Raw genomic sequence first — 23772 nt, 5'->3', positions numbered from 1 at the left:
GACGGCCTATTGAAGGGCGTCTCCCAGGACAACCGGGGCGGGGTGGCGTTGCAACGGGGCGACTATAGGGTCATCGCCCAAATGGGCATGGGCATGATGGCCCAGCTGTACGCATATATGGAATAATAACCCCTTAATTAAACCATTCTGGAAAATAGAAATCAATTTACAATCATTGTTTTATCGAGAAATATACTAAAAGGGGTCAATGAAAATGATGAAAAGTAATTATTCAACCCAATTTGGCAAAAATTCATCGCAAGGATTATGGCATCGTGAGTAAGTTGAATAGCAACATCAGGCTTCTATATTGATCCTAGCTTACAGGCTTAGGTTTCTAAAGGAAAATATAAATATATTAATAAGTTTTAGTTGAGTTAGTTTAGTTTTTTAAGGAGTAATGGGAAACTGTTACTCCTTTTTTTAAAGAATATCGGTAAAAATTGGCTTAATTTTTTTCACATTCTATACATTGAAGAATCCTGAATGATTTTAGTGTATCGCGAGAAATTCTTAGTCAAGGTCACTATCGATGCCTGGCTCTTGTGGAACCCGACCTTTCCGATGTGACCCTAAAACACAAGTTCAACCGGCAGCTGATGAAGAACCGCAGGTAACCGGAAGCCCATTGGAAACCTATGGAAAGAAAATTTCAAGTCATCTGGATGCTGAGTTCTATCTATCTGAACATAGAGGTGCTCTGGTATACGAACATATTTTTTTGAAGATGCACAGATTTACCCCAAACACCTGCACATATATTTATGTAATCGGCATTCCAATTCTTTAGAATTTCTAAAGAATTGGAACCTACATTTATTCCTTAAATTTAAGGAATGAAAATCTTGATAGCTGAAGACGAGATTGAACTTCAAAAATCGATGGCCACGTATTTAGAACGTGACGGTAACGTTTGTGAAACGGCGTCTGATTATAAGGAAGCTTTGTACAAGGTAGATCTGTATGAGTACGATATTTTAATACTCGACATCAATCTTATTACAGGTAGCGGCTTGGACATCCTCAAAGAACTTAAAAAACAGCATAAGAATACGGCCACTATTATTATCTCAGCCAACAGCTCGTTAGATGATAAATTGGAAGGTCTAGATCTCGGGGCAGACGACTATTTGACCAAACCTTTTCATTTGGCGGAATTGAACTCTCGTATAAAAGCCGTTTTACGTAGGGGAAAGTTCGGTGGCACGGAGAAAATTGATTTCCATGAAATTTCTATTGATACAAGGTCGAGAACCGCTTTTATTGATGAAAATCCAATGTCACTTACTCGAAAAGAATATGATTTATTACTGTTTTTTGTTACAAACAAGGGTAGAGTGTTATCTAAAGAAATCATTGCTGAACATTTATGGGGCGATAACAGCGATTTGGCAGACAACTACGATTTTATCTACGTGCATATTAATAATCTTCGCAAAAAATTGACCAATGCCGGGGCCAAATATATCAAAACTGCCTACGGTACTGGCTATAAATTCATCGAAGACTAACCTATGGTTGAGCGTACAAAAAAAATACGATTATTACGAAAAACCTCCAAAGCCTTTCTTTGGGTAAGTTTTGTTTTGATGTTGGTCAGCACCATAATACTTTATTTTTACGTCCGAAATCTGTTGCAAGACGAGGTAGAGGAAGAGCTGAGGTCAACCGAGGCACGTATAGTAAGCGCGATAGGGGAAAACAAACCAACCTATCAACTTCCTCCCGTTGTGGAAATCGAGCACGTCTCTTTATTGGAGACGGAACGTTTAAAAGACACACTTATTTTTGATCCCTCTCAAAGCGAATTGGAAGAATTTCGCGAGTTGACCACCTATTCTGAAATAGATGGAAAAAAATATCGCATTACCGTTCGAACGTTGATTGTAGAATCTGAGGATATTTTGGTTGCCGTTGTAGTATCCTACCTTGTCATCATTCTACTGGTGTTCAGTTTTCTATTTTATTTCAACAAAGCATGGAACCAAAAATTGTGGCATCCTTTTTTCGAGAACTTGGAACAAATGAAACGGTTTTCACTGACATCCGACAAGCCTATTGTTCTTATGGATAGTAATATTTTGGAGTTTTCCGAGCTGAATTATGAAATAACGGCCTTAACCGATAAAGTGCGTTCCGACTTCAAGAACTTAAAACAATACACTGAAGATGTTTCTCATGAGATGCAAACTCCATTAGCGATTATTCAGGCAAAAGTTGAGAATATTATCAATGACGATAACCTTAATGACGTTCAATTTGAACATTTAACTTCCATTCAAAAAGATATTCAACGGCTTGCCCAAATGAACAAGCGGTTGACTTTGCTGACCAAAATAGAGAACCAACAGTTCTCAAATGTGGAAAAGGTAGATATTACCCATTATATTACCGAGACCATTAAAAATTTTAGTGAAATCTCTAACAAAGAGATCAAATTTGAAAGAAATGATGCGATTTGGGCAGATATGGATCGGTACCTAGCGGAAGTACTATGCAATAATCTGATCTCAAATGCTATCAAATATACAACGAAGAACATCGATGTGAAGGTGACCGCAAGCGATAAAACCCTCTCTGTTTCAAACTGTGGAAACAAGGCTCTGCAGCACCCTGAAAATCTATATACTCGTTTTTACAGAGAGTCGGAGACCATAAAATCGACCGGATTGGGTCTGGCCATTGTAAAACATATCTGCGATCTCTATGGTTTTCAGGTAGATTATAAATTCGAGAATGACATGCATACGTTTTTAATTACGTTTAAATAATTTTATAAAATGTGTCGACAAATTTTAAGCCTAATTACGTGTTCTATGTAAAACTTTAAATTCTCTTAAGGTTTTAGCCTTAGTTTTGGCCATGAACACAAAACGTTTCCTAATGCAAAAAAAAGTATCGTTTCTAATTCTCATTATTTCTTTTTCTACGTTGTTCTCGCAAGAAAGGATTATCCTCAGTGGGCAGTTGCTCGATGCGGAGACCCACGAGGCCCTGCCTTTTGCAAATGTGGCGGTTCATGATTTTTTGACCGATGCGCTATTAACTGGGGCCATTACCGATGATGATGGCCGTTTCGAGATTTTGGAAATTCCATTCGGAAAATACAAGCTTTACTTTTCGTTTATAGGATATGTAACTTCGGAACAGATATTCATGGGAGGCGGATTGAATCCCATTTTTGATTTGGGGAAAATTGAACTTGCCCCGAGTGCAGAAAATCTAGAGGAAGTTGAGGTTATCGGAAAGCAAGCTACCACCAACGCCGACCTAAACAAAAAATCGTTTAATCTTGAAAATAACATCGCTCAATCGGGCGGTTCGGTGCTAGATGCCATGAAGACCCTGCCCGGGGTAACCTTTGATCAGGATGGCAAGGTCGTTTTACGAGGAAGCGATAAAGTGGTGGTACTTATTGATGGAAAGCAAAGCAGTTTGACGGGTTTTGGAAACCAAAAGGGCTTGGCGAACATTCCTGCCTCTAACATCGAAAAAATCGAGATAATCAACAATCCCTCTGCAAAGTACGATGCCAATGGTTTTGCTGGAATCGTCAATATCATTTACAAAAAGGAAAAACAAACAGGACTAAACGGAGATGTCGGACTTTCCTTGGGTTTGGGTGCTTTGGGAAAACGTAGGGCGGATACCCCTACCGATTTGGGTAGTTTTTCGACCAACCCCAAATTGATTCCGAGTATTAACTTGAATTATAAAAAGGAGAAGATCAATTACTTTCTACAGTCAGAATTTATCTTGCAAGAAGCATTGCCCAATAACGAATTTACTACACGAAATTATGACGATGGGCGTAACCTAATTTCCCAAGTGCCTGAGAACAGGAAGCAGTTCCGCGCTATAATCAATGCAGGAATCGATTATGACCTCGATGAGAACAATAGCTTTACTTTTTCAGGACTCTATGACCGTGAAAAACATATCGATACGGCCCAAGTTGCCTTTATCGATTTGAACAAGAATTCCCGAAATCGTTATTATAATTGGCGCGAAGAAGAAGTTACCCGCTATATCAACGCTGCAGTCAATTATCGGCATAAATTCGAACAAACGGGACATACAATGAGTGCCAACGTACAGTATACCCAAGGGCTGGAAGACGAGACGTATTCATTGAACGATAGCTCTTCGGTACGTGTCGGGCGAGACAAAACGAACATCCGTGCTATTGAGAATACGACGAGTCTTTCAACTGACTATGTGCGACCTTTAAAATCAGGTCGGGTCGAATTGGGTGCCAAACTGCGCATCAGAAGATTGCCCGTCGACTATACGATTACACCAGGTAACCAATCTATTATTTACCCTGATTTGGGTACTTTTTCCGATTGGGGCGAAAACTTATATGCGGGCTATGTGAACTATCTTTTGGAAAAAGAGAAATACGACGTGGAGGCCGGACTTCGCGCCGAACAAACTAATGTGTTCTATGACCTCGATCCCGTAAATGCATACTATCCTGATAACGATAAATACAATTATTTTGAACTTTTTCCCAGTGTGCGTTTTACTTATAAAATGAACGATAACAACAAACTATCGGTATTTTATAACCGAAGAATTGACCGCCCTGGCGAACCCGAACTCCGCGTTTTTCCAAAGTATGATGACCCCGAATTGTTGAAGGTAGGCAATCCATATTTACGACCCCAGTTTACCGATGCGTTCGAGCTGGCCCATAAATATTCTTGGTCTTCCGGTTCGTTATTTTCCGCAGTGTACCATAGAATGATTCAAGATCAATACATGCGAATTTTCAGCATCGATGACTCCAATCCCGATTATGATATTGTGAACCGTATCTATCAAAATACAGGAAGTGCCACCAATACGGGTGTTGAACTATTGTTAAGCCAAGATGTTACCAACCACTGGAAAGTTTCTGGCACGTTGAATTGGTATGCAAACACCATTGACGCATATCAAGGCAATTTGCTTTTTCCCTTTGAGCGAACCTTTGATATTCAAAAATCCACGGCCAATGCCTGGGATGCCAAAGTAAATACTGAGTTTGTTTTGCCCAAAGACGTAACGTTTCAATTGACAGGCCTATATTATTCCGACCGTAACATTCCCCAAGGTGAGGAATTGGCCCGTTCCTCGATTGATTTAGGCATAAAAAAAAGTTTATGGAACAAAAAAGCGGATTTGACGTTTTCTGCCAGCGATATTTTTAACCGCTTCGGTATCCGACAACGCTTAACCAATGAAGGGTTTACTGCCCTTTATCAAAATTATTTCGAGACCCAGATATTCCGATTGGGCTTCAAGTACAAAATTTAAATCCTCATAAAATGGGTACTTTGAATAAGGTTGCTAAGATTACCTTGCTTTTTTGGTTGATGAAAATCGTTGCCACTACCTTGGGCGAGACCTTGGGCGATTTTATCGCGCAGACTTTAGGTCTTGGCTACACTATTGGAATTCTGATAACGTTGGCATTTTTCGGTATTGTTTTGGGAATTCAATTGTCGAGAAAAGAGTATATCCCTGTTTGGTTTTGGTTGGTCATTATCGCTACCACGACACTAGGTACCGAGATTTCTGATTTTATCGACCGAAGCCTGCATTTAGGGTATACTTGGGGAAGTCTTTTGTTGTTTTTCGGACTTTTATCGACGCTATTTGCATGGTTCAAAAGGTTTGATGACCTAGCGGTTTACCCCATTTTTGAACGCAACAAAGAAGGCTATTATTGGATTGCCATTTTGTTCTCCAATAGTTTGGGTACGGCGTTTGGCGACTACCTTAGTGACGTAGTAGGGTTGAGCTATTTGAATGGGGCCATGGTCACCGCGGGCATTATTATTTTGGTCGTTTTATTACATTATTTTACCAAAATCAACCAGATTGTACTGTTTTGGGTTGCTTTTATCTTCACCAGACCCTTTGGAGCGACTTTCGGTGATTTTTTGACCAAGCCTTTGGCAAAGGGAGGGTTGGATTTAGGAACGCTTCCCGCTTCTGTCGTTTCAATAGTGCTGATGGGTATTTTGATTTTTGTTTCACATCGGCAAATGACTTCGCAGGCTGACGAACAGGAATAGTTGAAACAATAGGCATTTGAAATCACTTTCTGTTTCCAATGATCCAGCTTTAAAATTGCTTTAGATTCTCCTTTTACATTTGATGTACAATAAATTGATAAGGACTGCCTTGACTGGACTTATCGAAATACAAGGTACATTGAAGAATAGAATTTTAGCTCCCCTGTTTCTGATAGCATTATTCCTCTTAGCACAAGAAAAGGCAGCTGCCCAAAGTAACGCTATTGAATCTGCCGGAGATATGATTCTGTTCACATTGCCTGCCACCGCACTGACCGGTTCTTTAATCGCTAAGGATTATAAAGGAACCTGGCAATTTACCAAAGGGGCTTTGCTCAATCAGGCAGTTACATTTGGTCTGAAATATGGAATAAACAAACAGCGCCCATATGGTAATGGGGATAGGGGCTTTCCCTCAGGGCATACATCCACTACGTTTCAAAGCGCTGCCTTTATACAAAAGAGATATGGCTGGAAATACGGTATTCCTGCCTATGCCCTTGCAGGGTTTACAGGCTATAGCCGTATCAATGCCCAAAAGCATGATGGGTGGGATGTTCTTGCAGGAGCTGCGGTAGGTATCGGCAGTGCCTATCTGTTTACAACACCTTATCAACGTGAACATATGGAACTGACCTTTACCAGTTGGGAAGATAATTACCTGCTTGGCTTCACGTATAAATTTTAAATACCGACCAAAAATGGAAAAAGACATTGTTTTCAAAGATGCCCAAAAACCAGCTTACGACTTTAAGTTCAACAAAGAGGTAGCGACCGTGTTCGATGACATGGTGGTTCGCTCCGTTCCTTACTACGAGGAGATGCAACGCATGATTGCGGAACTTACCAAGGACTTTGCGGTAAAAGGCACCAACGTATATGACCTGGGCTGTTCCACAGGAACGACCATGATCAATCTGGATAAGATACTTGAAAAGGATATTCATTTTGTTGGTATCGATAACTCTGATGAAATGTTATTAAAGTGTGAGAGTAATCTGAGAGAAGCCGGAGTAAAACGGAAGGTATCTTACGAAAATCAAGACTTGAACTGTGATATTGGATTGAACAATCCATCGGTCGTCATATTTTGTTTGACGCTTCAATTTCTGCGTCCGTTGAATCGAGAGAAGATTCTAAGAAAGATATATGAGAGTCTTCCTGAAAACGGAGCGGTCATCCTTATTGAAAAAATCCTTACAGAACATTCCATTTGTAATCGGTTGTTTATTGAACATTACTACCAGTTCAAAAAAAGAAACGGATACAATGAAACGGAAATCGCAAAAAAAAGGGAATCCCTCGAAAACGTACTCGTACCGTATCAACTATCGGAAAACGAGACTTTATTAAAAGCATGTGGTTTCCGTTTTACAGAGGTCTTTTTCAAATGGTACAATTTCACAGGTCTAATCGCAATCAAATGATCATGGTCAAAATCGGTAATTTTTTCTTCAGAACCCGAAACTACTTGTTCCCCGTGTTTTATGTATTTCTTTTCCTTCCGTTTACTCGGATTTCAGAGAACTACACGACGGTATTCTTTATTGGCTTGGCAATTGTCATCTTGGGCCAGCTGGTTCGCATGTTGACCATTGGTCTGGTCTACATTGTTAGGGGCGGCCGAAATCGCAGGATTTATGCCGAGGGATTGGTGACTGATGGCCTTTTCTCGCATTGCAGGAATCCCATGTACGTAGGTAATATTCTTTTGATTATCGGGATGAGCGTTCTGTCCAATTCCCTGTTTGCCGTAGTGGTCATGATTCCTTTGTTCATGTTTATTTATCAAACCATAGTACAGGCCGAAGAAGCGTATTTAAGGAACTCGTATGGCGGTGGTTTCGATAACTATTGTGCAAGCACCAACCGATGGATTCCTCGATTGAAAGGGATAGGGGATACCTTCCGCAAAAACGATTTTGATTTAAAAAAGGTCGTCTTTAAGGAGTACAATACCACTTATCTATGGATGTTGGGCGCCACTCTACTTTTAGCCTATAATACCCATTGGCTTAGTTCGAAATTGACATTAAAAAATAAAGGCTTATATTTTCTTATTGCTATAGCTGTATTGACCTCCCTATATTTTACTATTCGATTCATTAAAAAACGGCAAAAAAGAGAAAGAAAAAAGATGGCCCATGAACAAACTTTATAGCATGAAGAAAACGCTCATAACAATAACGCTATTTTTTATTCTTGGAAATCTCTTTGCCCAAATCGATAGTACATTTATAAAACGCAAGCGAAATCTGTTGCAGAAAAGTATCGTTCCTGTCTCTTTGCTTGTCTCTGGTATTTTATTATCGGATAGTGGATTCGAGAAATCGCTAAATAGAGAGACCAGAGACAGAGTAGGCAATAGTTTTGATTTTCCGATTGACGAATACACGCGTTTTGCGCCCATTGTACAATTGTATGTCGCCGATATCGTTGGTGTAAAGGCCAAAAATCATTGGTTCGATCAAACAAAAAACTTAGCAGTATCCATAATACTGACGGATGTCATTACGAACACCCTAAAAAGAAGTATTTATAAAGTGCGGCCTAACGGTTTCAATGCAAAAGCATTTCCATCAGGGCACTCTTCGTTGACCTTTAGTACGGCAGCGGTGCTATACGAAGAGTTTGGACAGAGTAGCCCTATTCTTGCCTATAGTGGCTATGGGTTTGCCGCAATTACGGGATCTTTTAGAATGTTAAACAACGATCACTGGTTGTCCGATGTGCTCGCTGGGGCAGGAATTGGCATTTTGGTTACAAAACTGGTCTATCATTTTGATTACCTATTTAAATGGAATCCATTTCTAAAGGCAAAAAACATCGCTTTGATTCCAAGATATTCAAATGGAGCGGTCGGACTCTATTTCTCTAAACGGTTCTAACGTTTATAGAGAAACGCACGCAGTAAATAACGTACCAAATCCTAATTCACTTAAAATGCCGAAATGTAAAATGAAAGGCATGAAGAGAATGAAAGTATCGATCAATAAGACCATAACGATTTCAAATGGCGGTTTATGAAAACCTTATTTTTTGGATTGGCTTTGCCCGTGTTTCCAATTACTATTGCCCAGCAAGCAGATTCTTCAAGGGAAATAGCCTTGGAAACGACACTAGAACGTGTAGGGGATTATGTCTAGTTTGCACTCACGGCCTTCTCGTTGGATTGCTACTATAGCGAAAGCCGATAAGGAGGTTTTTGGCGATTGAGTAAATTAGGAAAGTCGTATAGGTGGCCATACTTTTCCGTCAGGGCATACTTCTTTTGCCTCAGGGTGGCTATTTGGCAATGGGGATACGGGTGTCCTAATCGGTATCGTATGTAAATTTTAAAGTGCTAGCCTGAAAAAAATATCGTGTTCACAACTCCAAAGCTTTTAGCGGTATAGGATGTTGTTGAAGACTAAAAATGCCGACTTGCCACCTCGCTCTCTTTCCAACCGAGTCGAATAGCAACAGCTTGCAGTGTTTTCTTTGGGTTTTTGATAGGTTTTGAATATAAGTGCCATTGGCTCTCACCTTCCCTTTTATAGGCAATCGATGCCCCTGGCGAACCACATGAAATTGCAACGTCGCCATTTTCCAGAGAAAATTCGGGCGTTTTGGTTTGGGGTTGAACACCGTTCGGAGGCCATAATTTACGAATTAGCTCTGACTCGGGAATCATTCCCAAATCACCGTAGGTGGCGACAAATTCGTGATGGCTCGCTCGTAGCTCTTCTAGTTTTTCGAAAAGTTCGGGTCGAGAGGCTAGATTGTTGATTTCGTGGGGGTCATTTTGAGTGTCATACAGTTCCTCCAAGGGCTTTTTCTGGGCCCAGAACTGCCATTGGTCTGCACCTAGTTTGTTTTCCTTTTTGAGGTGTAATATCTCCTGCATCATGGCGGCCTGATCACGATAAGGGATATAACCAAGATAGGGCAGGTCGGTACGGTAGTTTCGTATGTATTTATAACGCTTGTCACGTACCGCCCTAACGGTTTCCGGCGCCGGATCCATTCGATCCCTAAAGGCATAGATATAGTCGCGGGGATCTTCCCGGTCATCTCCAAGAAATTTTATACCCTCCATATAAGATGGTTTTTCGAGTCCGGCCAAGGCCAATGTCGTTGGGGCGAAATCAACAAAAGAAACTAATTCGTCATTTACGGTGCCCGCTTTTTCGCCATTGGGCCACCGCACGATCATCGGTACCTTAATGCCCGAGTCATAAACCCATCGCTTTGCCCTGGGCAGTCCGTCACCATGATCGCTAAAAAACAATACGATAGTGTTGTCCAATACTTTTGCTTCTTTTAATTCTGCCATCAGCTCACCCACCCATTGGTCCATGGCGTGAATATTGTCATAATGCCGGGCCAAATCGGTGCGTACTGCTTCCGTATCTTGGTAATAGGGCGGTAGCGGAATCAAGTTAGGGTCGGTAACTTTTGGGGAATAGTCTTTAAACGTTTTGCTTTCATGGGTGATGACATTGTTGAACACTGCAAAAAATGGAGTCTTTTTAGACGGCCGATTACGCCAATGGGCGTCTTTGCTACTTTCGTCCCAAGCGGTGACGGGTGGTTTAAATTGATAATCGGTTTTTGAATTATTGGTACAATAGTATCCGGCCTCCCTTAAGTATTCTGAAAAACATCGCACCCCTTCTGGTGGTGTAGCTTCATATACGGGAATGCTTAAGAGTTCGGGGTCGGTAATCTTATCCAAAGAACTGGTACGTTTCCAAGTACGCATGGCCATAGCTCCCGTAGACGTCGGATACATACCCGTAATCAAGGTATGCCTACTGGGAGCACAAACACCGTAAGTGGCATAAGCATTGGTATAGCGTACGCCTTCTTTGGCCAATTTGTCAATGTTCGGGGTGGGAACGGTCTTGTCTCCATAGCACCCTAAATGCGGACTCATATCTTCAACGGTGATCCAAACAATGTTGGGTTGATTTTGTGATACTCCTAAAATTGGCAGAAGTATCATAAAGCCTAGAATTAGAAGCCAATGCTGTGAAAGCGAAAGCTTTTTTAGAAAAACCATATTTCGTTGTTCCATAGTTTTTTAGATTTGTACTGACTCTGAAGAAGAAAGCGTCTTTCCAAATGTAACTTTTCTCATTGAAGTTGAAAACCCTATCCTAAAAATAACATCCGTATCGATTTCCAAATACGATGCTTTAACGGCTATTGGAAAGATGCGTAGTTGACCAAAATGATGTTTTATGGGGCCTGCTCTTTTTTAAAGGGAGGTGCCGAAAGACGAAAGGGTCTCTTCGGAAACTCTGGAATGTTCAATTTGTATTAATCCATACCTTTATGGCAATACACCCGCTATATTTGTATAGCGATAAATGCTTTGTTTCATGGAATGTATCAGTGTTTTCGATATGCTTAAAATCGGAGTGGGTCCGTCAAGTTCCCATACGCTAGGCCCCTGGCGGGCTGCGGAGCGGTGGATAGCCGAACTCGAGCAGGAAGGGTTGTTCGAAGAAGTGGCAGAAATCAAGGTATACGTCTATGGTTCCTTATCGTTGACGGGTAAAGGCCATGCCACTGATTTGGCAATTATCTTGGGCCTCTCGGGAGCTGACCCGGTAGAAATCCCGATAGCTGATATCGACGGAATTATAGCTTTGGTTAAAAAGGATAAGGTGTTGAACTTTGCCAATAAAAGAGCAATTGCTTTTGATCCGGGCACCAATATTATTTTCAAAAGGGAGTTTTTGCCTTTTCATGCGAACGGAATGAAGTTCGAGGCTACGCTATCGACAGGAAAAAAGACCACAAAAACGTACTACTCCATCGGGGGCGGTTTTGTGGTGGTCAAAGAACGTAAGAACGCCAAGAAAAATAAGAATGTTTTTGCCACTTTTCCCTTTCCCATTGAAAAAGGAGTACAACTGTTGGCCTATTGTAAAAAGGAGCAAAAAAGTATTTCTGAAATCGTATTGGCCAACGAGCTTTCCCTTAGAAGTGGTGATGCCATAAATCTGCAGTTACAAAGAATTTGGGAAACGATGTTGCAATGCATGTATGTCGGTTGCCACACTGAAGGCAATCTCCCGGGCGGACTTAATGTTCGACGCAGGGCATTCGATATGCACAAGAATTTAATTGGTGATATTCCCTATGTAAACCATGAGGAATGGCTGGGGACAATCAGAAATACAGAGGTCAAATTCAGACAGATATTAAAGTGGGTGAGTTGTTTTGCGCTCGCCGTAAATGAGGTAAATGCTTCGCTGGGCAGGGTGGTTACCGCGCCTACCAACGGCAGTGCCGGGGTTATTCCTGCGGTATTGATGTATTACCTAGTCATCGAAAATCATAAGGCGGACTTCGAACATATTAAAAAATTTCTTTTGGTTGCGGGCGAGATCGGCAGCATTTTCAAAAAAGGGGCAACTATTTCCGCTGCCATGGGAGGCTGCCAGGCAGAAATTGGAGTGTCTTCCGCCATGGCCGCGGGCGCATTGACCGAGCTTTTGGGAGGCACCCCTGAACAGGTCTTGATTGCGGCAGAGATTGCCATGGAACATCATTTAGGGCTCACCTGTGATCCCATCGGGGGGTTGGTTCAGATACCCTGTATCGAACGCAATTCGATGGGTGCGATAAAGGCCATTAATGCTGCAGAGCTCGCTTTGGAGACCAATCCTGAAAACATAAAAATACCTTTGGATAAAGTGGTCAACACCATGTGGGAGACCGCAAAGGATATGAATTCGAAATACAAGGAAACTTCGGAAGGCGGCTTGGCCGTCGAAGTAAATATGAGTGATTGTTAATGTAAAATTCTAAAAGCTAAGAAGGGTCTTGTCGAATTCCCACCCTATAATGTCCGCCCGTATGGGCTTCGTTAAAAGCAATCCCCAGTTCGTTTAACGGATAATCTTTGTTTACTAAGGCTTCAAAAGGATACTTCTTGTGGTTTTCTTCTAAAAAGGCAATTGCAACGGCTAAATCTTGTGGCCTGTAGTTGTGCAGCCCTTTTATGGTGAGTAGGTTGCGTACGATCATCTCGGCGTTCACCTGGGTCTCCCTCTGACTATATACGGCACCCACCCATACGGCCACACCTCCAATATTCAAGAGTGATAGGCTTTTTTCCATGACGGAGGGCACTCCTGTTGTATCTATGACCACATCAGTTCCTTGGTTGGCACCTAGTTGTTCGGTAATGTCGTTTACTTCTAAATGGGCGGCTATGGTCTGATTCACACCAAATGTTTTGGCAACGTTCAACCGATCGATATCCCGATCCATAGCATAAACGTTGTTGGCCCCCGATTCTTTGGCCATGGCACAGGCGGAGAGGCCGAGCATTCCTGCGCCCGTTACGAGAACGTTCTTGCTGTTGAGGTCCCCGGCCAACCGAATGGCTCCGGCAATCGTAGCATGCGTGCAGTTCAATGGTGCAAGCTCTTTATAGTTCAAGCGGTCGGAGAGGTTGAAAATGGCCGTGCCTTCCCGAAGCAAACAATGTGTTGCGAACCCACCACTTAACGGTTTATCGGATGCCATTTGTTGGTGTCCGTATTTAAAAAGGTTTTGAGATTTTTGGGGAAATCCCTTTTTGGCCATGGTTCCATGTACATCATGGGCATAAACCGACCAAGTGATCAGATTTCCGACCTGAAGTGCTTCTCCCTTATAATCGGTGTTGATGGCACTCCCCAAAGAAACTACACGGCCTATAATTTCATGACCTAGAATGCTTGGGCATGGTGAAGTTCTTCGTCCGTAATAGGTATGCAAGTCACTTGTGCAAATCGTGGTGTATGTTATTTTTACCAAAACCTCATGCGATTTTGGTATGGGAAGCGACACTTTTTGAGTTGTGAACGGTTTTTCAACTTCATGGAAGACTAACGCTTCTGCCATCTGTTTTGCTGTCATAGTTATCTTTTTTACGGGTGCGGTTGAATGTATTATTCGAGTTAAAGATAAAGTATGGTTTCCTGTATAATTTTTTGTTATGCTAGGAATACTCCTTTTAAAAACTTAATAATTATCGATTTACTGTTAAAACTCGTATAAATTGTGAATATTTGTTAAAAAAAGTGAGTAGCAAATATAGTTTCTTTTAAAGAAAATCGATTTCTTTGAAAAAACATAACCATAGCTTTACATCATCTTAATTTAATCGAGGTATTCCGCCCGTTACATTTGCCTGATGGAAAAAAGAAATCAGACCTCAATATTTACCGCTGATACAATGTCAAGAAAATCTAGGCTTCCCGGCATGTCTTCGGTCTGGATTATGGTAGCTGCATTTTTATGTTATACCGGGATGTACGCAGTGCGCAAGTCGTTTTTGGCCGGGCAATACCAAGACTTGGATATTGGCCTTGGAATGGACCCCAAAACCGTTCTGGTTATCAGTCAGGTGTTGGGCTATATGCTTTCGAAGTTCGTTGGTATCAAGATCATATCGGAAATGCCGCCTCAAAGAAGGGTCTACTGGTTATTGGGGCTAGTCGGTCTCGGATTGGGCATGTTAGGCCTTTTTGCCATCGTGCCTCCCAACTGGAAAATGGTCACGCTTTTTTTCAATGGATTGCCCTTGGGTATGGTTTTTGGGGTTGTGTTTTCCTATCTGGAAGGCAGAAGAAATACGGAACTCTTGGCCGCCGCCCTGAGTGCTACTTTTATTTTCTCTACAGGACTGGTAAAGACCGTTGGGGTGCTGTTGATACAGAATTATGGGGTCGGCGAATATACCATGCCATTTGCCACCGGGTTGCTTTTCCTTCCCATATTTATACTTTCCGTATGGATGCTGAACAGGTCAAAGGCGCCTGATGAATTTGATAGGCAAGAGCGTACTGAACGCACGACAATGGATGTGGCCAAGCGAAAAGATTTTCTCAAAAGGCACGGCGCTGGCTTTGCCGGCTTGGTGGTCATTTACATTCTACTCACCATCATACGCGATTTTAGGGATAATTTCATTGTAGAGTTCTGGGAAGAACTGGGGTATGGCGGGGAGCCGGAATTGATTACGCTTACCGAAATTCCTGTCGCCATAATCGTGCTTGTAATCGCGGCCTTCGGCATATTGATCCGTAAAAATCGGTTGGCCTTTAACCTTGGCATGTATATGATAGGGTTTGGGGCTTTGGTCATTTTGTTGTCGACCTTGCTTTTTAAGCAATCCCTTATTAGCCCGGTGATGTGGATGATCAGTACAGGGGTGGGTGTGTACTTGCCCTATATTTTATACCATTGCCTGATCTTCGAACGCTTGATTGCCTTGCTTAAATACAACGGAAATGTTGGTTTTCTTTTTTATACGGCCGATGCTATGGGCTATTTGGGCAGTGTAAGTGTTTTATTGCTTAAAGAAGTTGTGGGATATAACACCTCGTGGGTCGACTTTTTTATCGATATCAACATCAAGGCAGCCGTGCCGATCATGATATTGGTATTTCTTGTTTTGCTCTACTTTAGCCGAAGCAAGGCGCCGCAAGCTACGCCGATACCATCTAAAGGAGAGGTGTGATAGTAAAGTTTGTTTAACAATTACATAATAAATAATATGATGAAGTGTATTCGGATAGGGGTTTTAATTTTGTTGATGCAGTTGACGAGTTGTCAAGATCAGGTCAAAGAAACGAAGGAACCCAATGATTCCAAATTAGCCAAACGGGTCATTGTACTCGGTCTTGATGGCTTAAGTGTCGATGGTTTTAAAACCGCGAAACATCCGAACTTGGATGCATTGTTTGCAGACGGAACAATTTCATTTACCACACGACCGGTAATGCCATCGGTAACTTTGCCGAACTGGACGAGCCATCTTACGGGAAGCGGCCCCGAAGAGCATGGTGTCGACAATAATGGTTGGACCTTGATAGACCATCAATTACCAGGGTTGGAAAAAGATTCCGATGGGTATTTTCCGTCCATTTTTAAAGTGCTTAAAGATCAAATGCCAAATATTAAAACGGCATATTACTATAATTGGGGCAATCTTATAAATCCTATCAATCAAAAGTATCTTGACGAAGTAAACTTTCTGGAAGACGATGCATACGAGGAAAATTATAAAAAGGCAAACGCCTTTGCCTTAAAACACAAAGACGACCCCACACTTATCTTTTTATATAGTGTGCACGTAGACCATGCAGGGCATAATCATGAATGGATGTCACCAGAGTATATTACATCCATTGAGGAAGCCGATGTTAAAGTAGGGACGCTGATCAATGCGTTAAAGAAAGACGGACTTTACGACGATACACATTTCTTACTTATCACGGATCACGGTGGAAAAGGAACCGGTCATGGAGGGATGAGCCCGGGAGAAATGAATGTGCCGTGGGGTATCAAAGGGCCGGGAATCAAAAAATCGAGTGCATTTAAAGACTACAATAGCAATAAAAATACGGCATTGGTCTTAGCGCGTTTGTTCGGTCGCGATAGCCTTCCCGAATCATGGACAGGCAAGGTGCCCGAATCCATTTTTGAATCGAACTAGGCTAAACCTGTTTGAGCTCCCTGTTCTTTTTTACAAATTGCGAAGGGGTAACGGTTTTCAATTTTTTAAACTTCCGGTTAAAATTGGATAGTGAAGAAAACCCCGATGCTTCGGCAATCGTTGCAACAGTGAGGTCGCTGTCTTCGATTAAGAGCTGACAGGCATGGGCGATACGTACCTCGATAAGAAATTCAAAAAAAGTTTTGTTGGTTCGTTGTTTAAAAAAGCGGCAAAAGGCATTGGGGGTCATAAAGGCGAGTTTCGCTATTTTTTTTAAAGTGATTTCTTTGTGAAAGTTTTTCATGGTATACTCAAAGATGGCCCGTAGCCGTTCCCCATCATCGTTGGTGATTTTTTTTTGATAGATAAAGCCGGCCAAGGATTGTCTTTCGGCATGGCATAATGTTCGCAAAAGTTCTAAAAATTTTAAGAATCTTGAGAATTTATCCAAACTGGGGAATCCTAACATCAACTTTTCGATTTCCGGATCTCTTTCGGTCAAGCGAAACCCAACGTCCGAGTGGTCGAAAAAACTTTTGATTTCTACGAGATCGGGAAGGTTGAAAAAATCTTCCCCGAAAGAACGTTTTGAAAAGAAAAGGGATACCATATGCGATTCTTCCTTTTCAACACTTTGAAATACATGCGGCATATTGGAACCAATAACAAAAAAATCGCCAATGCCATACGAGTGAACGCTATCTGCCACGACCAGCTTTCCCCGTCCTTGAACGATATAGCTGATTTGAATTTCCTCATGCTGGTGTAATTTTCCATAAAACCCCGTTTCCTGATCAATTTGAACAATCAGGTTCTCTGCGGGAGATTTCGGAATTTGAAACGGAAAAACTTTCATTACTGCGTGTATATATGCCGAAAATACTATTTTACTATGCTATATTTGGTAACATAGTACTGTTTTCAGGTAAAATATTATTAACAAAAATGCTGTGACCTGTTTTAATTTTGTGCTAAACCAGAGTGTGATCTAGTTTGCGTTAATAGCATTTATAGGAATTGGCCCATGAAAATCGGGCTTGTTAAAATATATAATTCAATACAATAGGCTTATGAAAATCGAATGGAGGGGCGTTATGCCCGCAGTTACTACAAAATTTACAGCTGAGGACGAACTTGACATGGATATGTTCAAGGTGAATATTAAGGCCCAACTTGATGCAGGGGTACACGGCCTTATTTTAGGGGGTACCTTGGGCGAAGCCAGTACGCTTACCGACGATGAAAAGAAAACACTCGTGCTTGAAACGGTTGATTTTGTTGCTGGCAAGGTGCCTGTAATCATCAATATTGCCGAGCAGACCACCAAGGGAGCCATCGCTGCGGCCCATCGGGCAGAAGAACAAGGTGCTAGTGGTTTAATGATGTTACCGCCGATGCGCTACAAAGCGAACGAGCATGAAACAGTGATTTATTTCAGTGAGGTGGCGAAAAACACCGATTTGCCGATAATGATCTACAACAACCCTATTGACTATGGTATCGAGGTTACCCTTGATATGTTAGAAGTGCTCTTAAAACATGATAATATTGCGGCGGTCAAAGAGTCGACGCGCGATATCTCCAATATTACCCGCATCAAGAATAGGTTTGGGGATCGCTTAAAAACCTTTACCGGTGTTGATACCTTAGGGATGGAAAGCCTTTTGATGGAAGCCGATGGTTGGGTAGCCGGACTCGTTTGTGCATTTCCTGCCGAGACCGTTGCTATTTACGAACTGGTCAAGGCCGGAAGAATTAAAGAGGCCCTTGCCATTTATCGCTGGTTCCTTCCGCTATTGGAACTTGACATCAGTCCGCAATTGGTTCAGAATATCAAGTTGGCCGAATTGGCGACGAAAATTGGTACTGAACATGTTCGGGCGCCAAGATTGCCTTTGATCGGTGACGAGCGCGAACGCGTATTGAATATTATTGCCCACGGCTTGGCCACGAGACCGGAATTGCCGGCGTATAAAAATTTGTCTTTGACACAAGCATAGTGGTCCTATGATTTTTTAACTAATGGCGAAGCATACGTTTACCTGTATCGATGCCCATACCGCGGGTAATCCTGTACGGTTGGTGGCTCATGGCGGCCCTGAATTGATGGGCCGTAACATGAGTGAAAAGCGACAGCATTTTCTTAGGGAATATGACTGGATCCGAAAAGGACTCATGTTCGAGCCCCGAGGCCACGATATGATGAGTGGTAGTATTTTGTTTCCGCCCAGCGACCCTCAAAATGATGTGGGCATCCTCTTTATTGAAACAAGTGGTTGTCTTCCCATGTGCGGTCATGGCACTATTGGCAGCATTACGATTGCTTTGGAAGAAGGACTCTTATCGCCAAAAACTCCCGGTAAAGTACGTATGGAAGCCCCTGCCGGACTCATTGAGATCGAATATCAAAAAACGGGGGATAAGGTCGACTGGGTGCGTTTGACCAATGTGAAATCGTACTTGGCAGCGTCTGAACTGATTATCGAAAGCTCCCAACTGGGCACATTGGTTTTTGATGTGGCCTACGGAGGCAATTTTTATGCGATTGTCGACCCACAACCAAATTTTCAGGGCATACAAGACTTTTCAGCAGGGCAATTGGTACAGTTTAGTCAAGAATTACGGGAGAAAATAAACCGGAAATACCCCGATGCTTTTGTGCATCCGTTGGATGATACTATTCGAAATGTCAGCCATATGCTTTGGACGGGCGATACCATTTCCCCTTTGGCAACAGGCCGGAATGCCGTTTTTTATGGCGATAAGGCCATCGATCGTTCCCCATGTGGTACAGGTACTTCTGCGCGTTTGGCCCAATGGTATGCCAAGGGCCGACTTAAAAAAGGGGAGGATTTTGTTCATGAAAGTTTTATCGGCTCGCAATTCGTAGGTCGGGTCTTGGAAGAGGCTACGATTGGGGAAATTTCCGCTATTGTGCCCACCGTTCAGGGTGCTGCACATGTGTTTGGGCACAATACGATTACCATTGACGATGAAGATCGATATGCCCACGGGTTTCAGGTGATTTAGTGACAGATTTCAAAATAGTCTCTTAACATGGGGAAGAACGTTATTGTTGTGGGAGGTGGTATTATTGGCCTCTGCACGGCCTATTATTTACAAAAGGAAGGCCATAAGGTTACCGTAATCGATAAATCGGATATTACGGCCGGAGCCTCTTTTGTGAATGCCGGCTATATTACCCCGAGTCATATCATTCCCTTGGCCGCCCCGGGTATGATTGTAAAAGGAATGAAATGGATGTTCAGTCCTGCGAGTCCCTTTTATATGAAACCCCGTTGGGATGTTGATTTTTTTAAATGGGCATGGTACTTTCATAAATCTTCGACGCCCGAGAAAGTGGCGAAGGCCATTCCCGTAATTAAAGATATCAACCTGATGAGCCATCAGCTGTATACCGATATCCTGCAATCGGGCGATCTCGGTGATTTTCAGTGGGAACGGAAAGGGTTGTTGATGTTATATCAAACGGATACGGAAGAACAGCATGAAATGCCCGTAGCCGAAAAGGCCAAGGCGCTGGCATTGGAGGTAGATTTTTTAAACCAAGACCAACTCCACACGATCGAACCCGATGCGGCTATCAATGCCAAGGCGGCCATTCACTATAAATGTGACGGGCATACCACCCCAACGGAGGTCATGCCGCGACTGAAGCAGTATTTGACCGATGCCGGCGTCAATATCAGCACAGACGAAGCCGTCCTCGATTTCTCGTTAGATCAGGGCGCGGTAAAAGCAGTGATCACTACAAAGGGTAGCTATACCTGTGATGAGATTGTTATCGCAACAGGTTCATGGAGTGAGGGCGTCGCCAAAAAATTGAATATAAAACTGCCTATTCAAGCGGGGAAGGGCTACCGTATCGATGTCGCACGGCCAACCGGTATTTCAATGCCCGCCATATTGATGGAAGCCAAAGTAGCGGTAACACCAATGAAAGGGTTTACCCGATTTGCAGGCACCATGGAATTTTCTGGAATCAACGATACGATTCGGGCTGCAAGGGTACAAGCCATTGCAAAAGCTGTTGCTGATTTTTACCCCGATATCAAAATTACTGCGGAAGAAATGGCCGCTGCGAAAAGCGGACTTCGCCCGGTAAGCCCCGATGGCCTACCCTATATCGGAAAATCAAAGAAATATACCAATCTGACTTTTGCTACGGGCCATGCCATGATGGGTTGGAGTTTGGGCCCCGCAACGGGGAAACTGATTACGCAGCTTATCTCCGATAAGAAGACAGAACTCGATTTGACACCCTTTTCTCCTGATCGAAGGTTTTAACAAAGTAGGTCTTCTAGGTCATTGAACGGGTTACTGAATATCGAGCTCGTGATTTTCTTATCATAGAATAGCTAGCCTTGAATAAACGCGCTTGGAATTGGTTTAAACACTAAAAGTGAATATTACAAAAACTTAAAAAAAATCTAAAATTTTTTTTCCAAAAATATAAGTTATACTATTAACCCGAGAATTAAATCTAATTCTGTTTTAACAAATTGTAAACTTCATTAGCCTCTTCTGCATTAGGAGTTTCTCTCCAATTCCAGTCAGAATTTTGTTTCAAAGCAAGCCTAAATACTTTTCGCATATATTGTGATTCGAATTCTTCATTGGTACTTTTTGCAACAAATATTTTTTCTTCTGGTGACTCATAATAAATATATTCATCATTATCTACGACATTCCGTAAGCTACTTATTGTATTATTTGCTTTCACCCATAAAAAATCTTTAAAAAGAAAGGAATCTATGAAGACATTACAAGGGATTATATGCATATGTGCATGATCTACTGTACAAAAAACTTTAGAACTATTTCGCGCTGTTCCATGTTCGAAATAATGAATATCAGATTCATAAGCCTTTCTAAGAATAGTGCTGATTTTTTCTTTTATTTCATAATAATCTACTTCTAGCCCCTCGTCTAATTGTGCAAAGCTCTTTATATGTTTTTTAGGACAGATAATTAAATGCCCTGGAGTTATTGCTCCGAGGCTAGGTATTACAGCAAACGATTCATTTTCCAAAATTATTCTTCTAGTATACAGCTTCTCATTTAAAAGTGTACTTATTAAATCGTTTTCCTGTTCTCCCTGTATCTGACTACAAATACAACATCTTTTATTATAAGTTTTCATAATTAAGTTTCTAATAGATTATGACTAAATTTTTTATTTAATTGTTTAAAATTTGACAGCTCTTTTTTAGTTATAGTAAGTGAACTTTCAAATAAGTTTACAATTTTCCTAGTGGATTTTATTGCTTCTTCCTCATTCTCCCATGATGCGGATTTAAACAATAAATTTACTGCTCTTAATATCTCAGATCTAATAAACCCCTCAGTTTCTTGAGACAATTTTTCGCATGCTTTGTCCAAAAAATTAGGTTTTTGACCATTATTGTTTCTTGATAATAATTGTTTTTTTGTAAAATCAATTACTTTTTTTCTAGCCAATAGATCAGGTGGACCGACACCTAAAATATGGTCAATCCTTCCACCTCTTTTTATAGCAGAATCAATAGTTTCAAAATTATTTGTGCAAATAAAAAAAACAATTTTACCTCGATCGTGCAATTCTTGCAACTTTGGAAGCATACAGGCTGTTACAAAAGCCGTTATACCTCTCGTTTGCTCAGATGCTTCAGAAGGAACTCTGTCACGAAATAACTCATCACATTCATCGAAAATAACTACAGTTCTATTCAATTGCATGAGTCTATCAAAAACATCACGAGCCATTCTTTCTATACTTTCCAGGCCCCCTTCAATAAACTGCCCAGGATTTAATAATACAATGGGCCATTTTAAACCGTCTGCAACTGCTTTGACAATTGTTGTTTTCGAGGTTCCAGGAGGACCAAATAAAAGAGCTGAAACTGATCTGTTTTCTGCAGAAGGTAGATTTTGAGGATGATTACTAATTATATTTATGAGATTATCGTCCAAATACTTTAATATTGGGTAATCGTGATTTGTCTCAGAATTAATTTTATAATCATCCCACCTTAGCCAATCTGGCCAATCATTATCTTCTGGATGAACGACTGAAAAGGAGTCTAGAACCATATAAACATTTAGTCGTTCCTGTAAATAATTTAAAGAACTAGTAAATTGAAGAACATTGGCTGAAGTCCAAGATTCAATAATTTTAAAATTATAAGGTTGAGAACTGCACCAACCTGATAATAAGGTATCCTTATATGTCATATATTCAGTAGATATTTTGACATAATCTAGACTTTTATTTAATTTTTCAAAAATTTGGCCGGTATCAATATTTTCATTGTCAAACAATTTATTATCAATCAATTCATTACAAGTAAGCGTTAAAGCCCAAGCAATTTCATGTGTAGATATCTCAAGTCTTTGTGAATTAATGTCCTTATTTTCATGAATGACTCTACCCATCGGCCAACAACCGGAAAAATCTTGTGAATTTATTGATATTTCCAAAGAAGAGATTAGGTGCTGTATATTTTTTGCAATTTGACTTTGAGATAATGAAGCAGAACAAAAAGCTAAAGCAACATTATCGCTTGGACTCAATGCTCCTCTAACGGACTTAGAAAGAAGAGTTTCTGTTACGGATAAAATACTTTTGGAAATTGTATTAATTGTGGAATCAATTTTTTTTATTAATCGATTATCGTCAATACACTCCAAAGATAATTTTAATGCTCTAACTGCATGAAATAGTATAAATGGATGTTCGTTTTCAAAACCTTCTTTGACGAAAGAATGATTTAACAAATTTTTTACAGCAATAGTCAACTTATTTGAAGCATTTTTTTGCGCAAGCTTTTTTTTTGAAATTTTTATAATACGACAAAAGGTTTGTATGTAGATGCTTAAGGTAAATTCATTTAATTCATCGTCTTCATTACCTGTGTCCAATGAGGAATCTAAATCACCAAGGTCTATAGTTAATAGTTTTGGAATTATCTCCTCAAATAATTTGCTTTTAGCATTATTCGAAATTATTTCTGGCGACCTTATAAAAGTTGCTATAAGTGATTCCGTACATCTTAGACTTACAGTTGGATAAAACTTATCTTCTTCAGTAGCCCTAGATTTATGGGTGGTTGAACGCCAAAAAGTTTTTTTATCACTACTCCATAAATTAATCATGGCATTAATAGATGCATTGACTATTCGATGGGATTTATCATTAATGTAATAATCTACTTTCATTTT

The 23772-nt window shown here is 41.1% G+C and carries 20 protein-coding genes; 15 read left to right on the top strand and 5 right to left on the bottom strand.

What is annotated here, in order from left to right; translation table 11 throughout:
- Positions 1-836: 836 nt before the first annotated feature.
- From AACZ88_RS19150 to AACZ88_RS19110, 9 genes are all read left to right on the top strand, one after another.
- Positions 837-1511: a response regulator transcription factor gene (locus AACZ88_RS19150; protein ID WP_339713870.1), complete on the top strand. Its 675-nt coding sequence runs from the start codon at positions 837-839 to the stop codon at positions 1509-1511.
- Positions 1512-1514: 3 nt separating this feature from the next.
- Positions 1515-2771: a HAMP domain-containing sensor histidine kinase gene (locus AACZ88_RS19145; RefSeq protein ID WP_339713867.1), complete on the top strand. Its 1257-nt coding sequence runs from the start codon at positions 1515-1517 to the stop codon at positions 2769-2771.
- Between the two features lie 112 nt (positions 2772-2883).
- Positions 2884-5301, top strand: a complete 2418-nt coding sequence (locus tag AACZ88_RS19140) for an outer membrane beta-barrel family protein (RefSeq protein WP_339713865.1) — start codon at positions 2884-2886, stop codon at positions 5299-5301.
- A gap of 11 nt (positions 5302-5312) precedes the next feature.
- On the top strand, positions 5313-6065 hold the full coding sequence (locus AACZ88_RS19135; RefSeq protein ID WP_339713862.1) for a hypothetical protein: 753 nt from the start codon (positions 5313-5315) through the stop codon (positions 6063-6065).
- A 139-nt stretch (positions 6066-6204) separates the two neighbouring features.
- Complete coding sequence (locus AACZ88_RS19130) at positions 6205-6753, top strand: phosphatase PAP2 family protein (protein WP_339713859.1); 549 nt, start codon at positions 6205-6207, stop codon at positions 6751-6753.
- 13 nt (positions 6754-6766) lie between these two features.
- Positions 6767-7492: a carboxy-S-adenosyl-L-methionine synthase CmoA gene (gene cmoA, locus AACZ88_RS19125; RefSeq protein ID WP_339713856.1), complete on the top strand. Its 726-nt coding sequence runs from the start codon at positions 6767-6769 to the stop codon at positions 7490-7492.
- A complete protein-coding gene (locus AACZ88_RS19120) occupies positions 7489-8226 on the top strand; it encodes an isoprenylcysteine carboxylmethyltransferase family protein (protein ID WP_339713853.1) in 738 nt (245 codons plus the stop codon). Before cmoA ends, AACZ88_RS19120 begins: the two co-directional genes overlap by 4 nt.
- A 1-nt stretch (position 8227) precedes the next feature.
- Positions 8228-8953: a phosphatase PAP2 family protein gene (locus tag AACZ88_RS19115; protein WP_339713850.1), complete on the top strand. Its 726-nt coding sequence runs from the start codon at positions 8228-8230 to the stop codon at positions 8951-8953.
- Positions 8954-9088: 135 nt separating this feature from the next.
- Complete coding sequence (locus AACZ88_RS19110) at positions 9089-9211, top strand: hypothetical protein (RefSeq protein WP_339713847.1); 123 nt, start codon at positions 9089-9091, stop codon at positions 9209-9211.
- 263 nt (positions 9212-9474) lie between these two features.
- On the opposite strand, the gene AACZ88_RS19105 is transcribed toward AACZ88_RS19110, so the two are convergent.
- A complete protein-coding gene (locus tag AACZ88_RS19105) occupies positions 9475-11124 on the bottom strand; it encodes a sulfatase-like hydrolase/transferase (RefSeq protein ID WP_339713845.1) in 1650 nt (549 codons plus the stop codon).
- 307 nt (positions 11125-11431) lie between these two features.
- On the opposite strand from AACZ88_RS19105, the gene AACZ88_RS19100 reads away from it, so the two are divergent.
- Entirely contained in the window at positions 11432-12856 is a 1425-nt protein-coding gene (locus tag AACZ88_RS19100) for an L-serine ammonia-lyase (RefSeq protein ID WP_339713842.1), read from the top strand.
- Between the two features lie 16 nt (positions 12857-12872).
- Here AACZ88_RS19100 and AACZ88_RS19095 read toward each other — a convergent pair whose 3' ends face one another.
- Positions 12873-13967: a zinc-binding dehydrogenase gene (locus tag AACZ88_RS19095; RefSeq protein ID WP_339713839.1), complete on the bottom strand. Its 1095-nt coding sequence runs from the start codon at positions 13965-13967 to the stop codon at positions 12873-12875.
- 277 nt (positions 13968-14244) lie between these two features.
- Here AACZ88_RS19095 and AACZ88_RS19090 point away from each other — a divergent pair, with 277 nt between their 5' ends.
- Positions 14245-15573, top strand: a complete 1329-nt coding sequence (locus tag AACZ88_RS19090) for a DUF5690 family protein (RefSeq protein ID WP_339713836.1) — start codon at positions 14245-14247, stop codon at positions 15571-15573.
- A gap of 36 nt (positions 15574-15609) precedes the next feature.
- Entirely contained in the window at positions 15610-16551 is a 942-nt protein-coding gene (locus tag AACZ88_RS19085) for an alkaline phosphatase family protein (RefSeq protein ID WP_339713833.1), read from the top strand.
- 1 nt (position 16552) lies between these two features.
- Here the strand turns inward: AACZ88_RS19085 and AACZ88_RS19080 are convergent, their stop codons facing one another.
- Positions 16553-17407 carry an AraC family transcriptional regulator gene (locus AACZ88_RS19080; RefSeq protein ID WP_339713831.1) on the bottom strand — a complete coding sequence of 285 codons (855 nt, stop codon included), beginning with the start codon at positions 17405-17407 and terminating at the stop codon, positions 16553-16555.
- A 214-nt stretch (positions 17408-17621) separates the two neighbouring features.
- Here AACZ88_RS19080 and AACZ88_RS19075 point away from each other — a divergent pair, with 214 nt between their 5' ends.
- The 3 genes from AACZ88_RS19075 to AACZ88_RS19065 are packed head-to-tail and all read left to right on the top strand — an operon-like array spanning position 17622 to position 20859.
- Positions 17622-18551 carry a dihydrodipicolinate synthase family protein gene (locus AACZ88_RS19075; protein ID WP_339713829.1) on the top strand — a complete coding sequence of 310 codons (930 nt, stop codon included), beginning with the start codon at positions 17622-17624 and terminating at the stop codon, positions 18549-18551.
- 22 nt (positions 18552-18573) lie between these two features.
- Positions 18574-19581, top strand: a complete 1008-nt coding sequence (locus tag AACZ88_RS19070; RefSeq protein ID WP_339713826.1) for a 4-hydroxyproline epimerase — start codon at positions 18574-18576, stop codon at positions 19579-19581.
- A 27-nt stretch (positions 19582-19608) separates the two neighbouring features.
- Positions 19609-20859 (top strand): FAD-dependent oxidoreductase, encoded by a 1251-nt coding sequence (locus tag AACZ88_RS19065; RefSeq protein WP_339713823.1) that lies wholly within the window; start codon positions 19609-19611, stop codon positions 20857-20859.
- A 196-nt stretch (positions 20860-21055) separates the two neighbouring features.
- On the opposite strand, the gene AACZ88_RS19060 is transcribed toward AACZ88_RS19065, so the two are convergent.
- A complete protein-coding gene (locus tag AACZ88_RS19060) occupies positions 21056-21715 on the bottom strand; it encodes an HIT domain-containing protein (protein WP_339713820.1) in 660 nt (219 codons plus the stop codon).
- 2 nt (positions 21716-21717) lie between these two features.
- Positions 21718-23769 carry an ATP-binding protein gene (locus AACZ88_RS19055; protein ID WP_339713817.1) on the bottom strand — a complete coding sequence of 684 codons (2052 nt, stop codon included), beginning with the start codon at positions 23767-23769 and terminating at the stop codon, positions 21718-21720.
- Positions 23770-23772: the final 3 nt, after the last annotated feature.

Source organism: uncultured Kriegella sp., assembly GCF_963975415.1.
Lineage (GTDB): Bacteria > Bacteroidota > Bacteroidia > Flavobacteriales > Flavobacteriaceae > Kriegella.
This window is presented reverse-complemented; position numbering and strand designations above follow the sequence as displayed.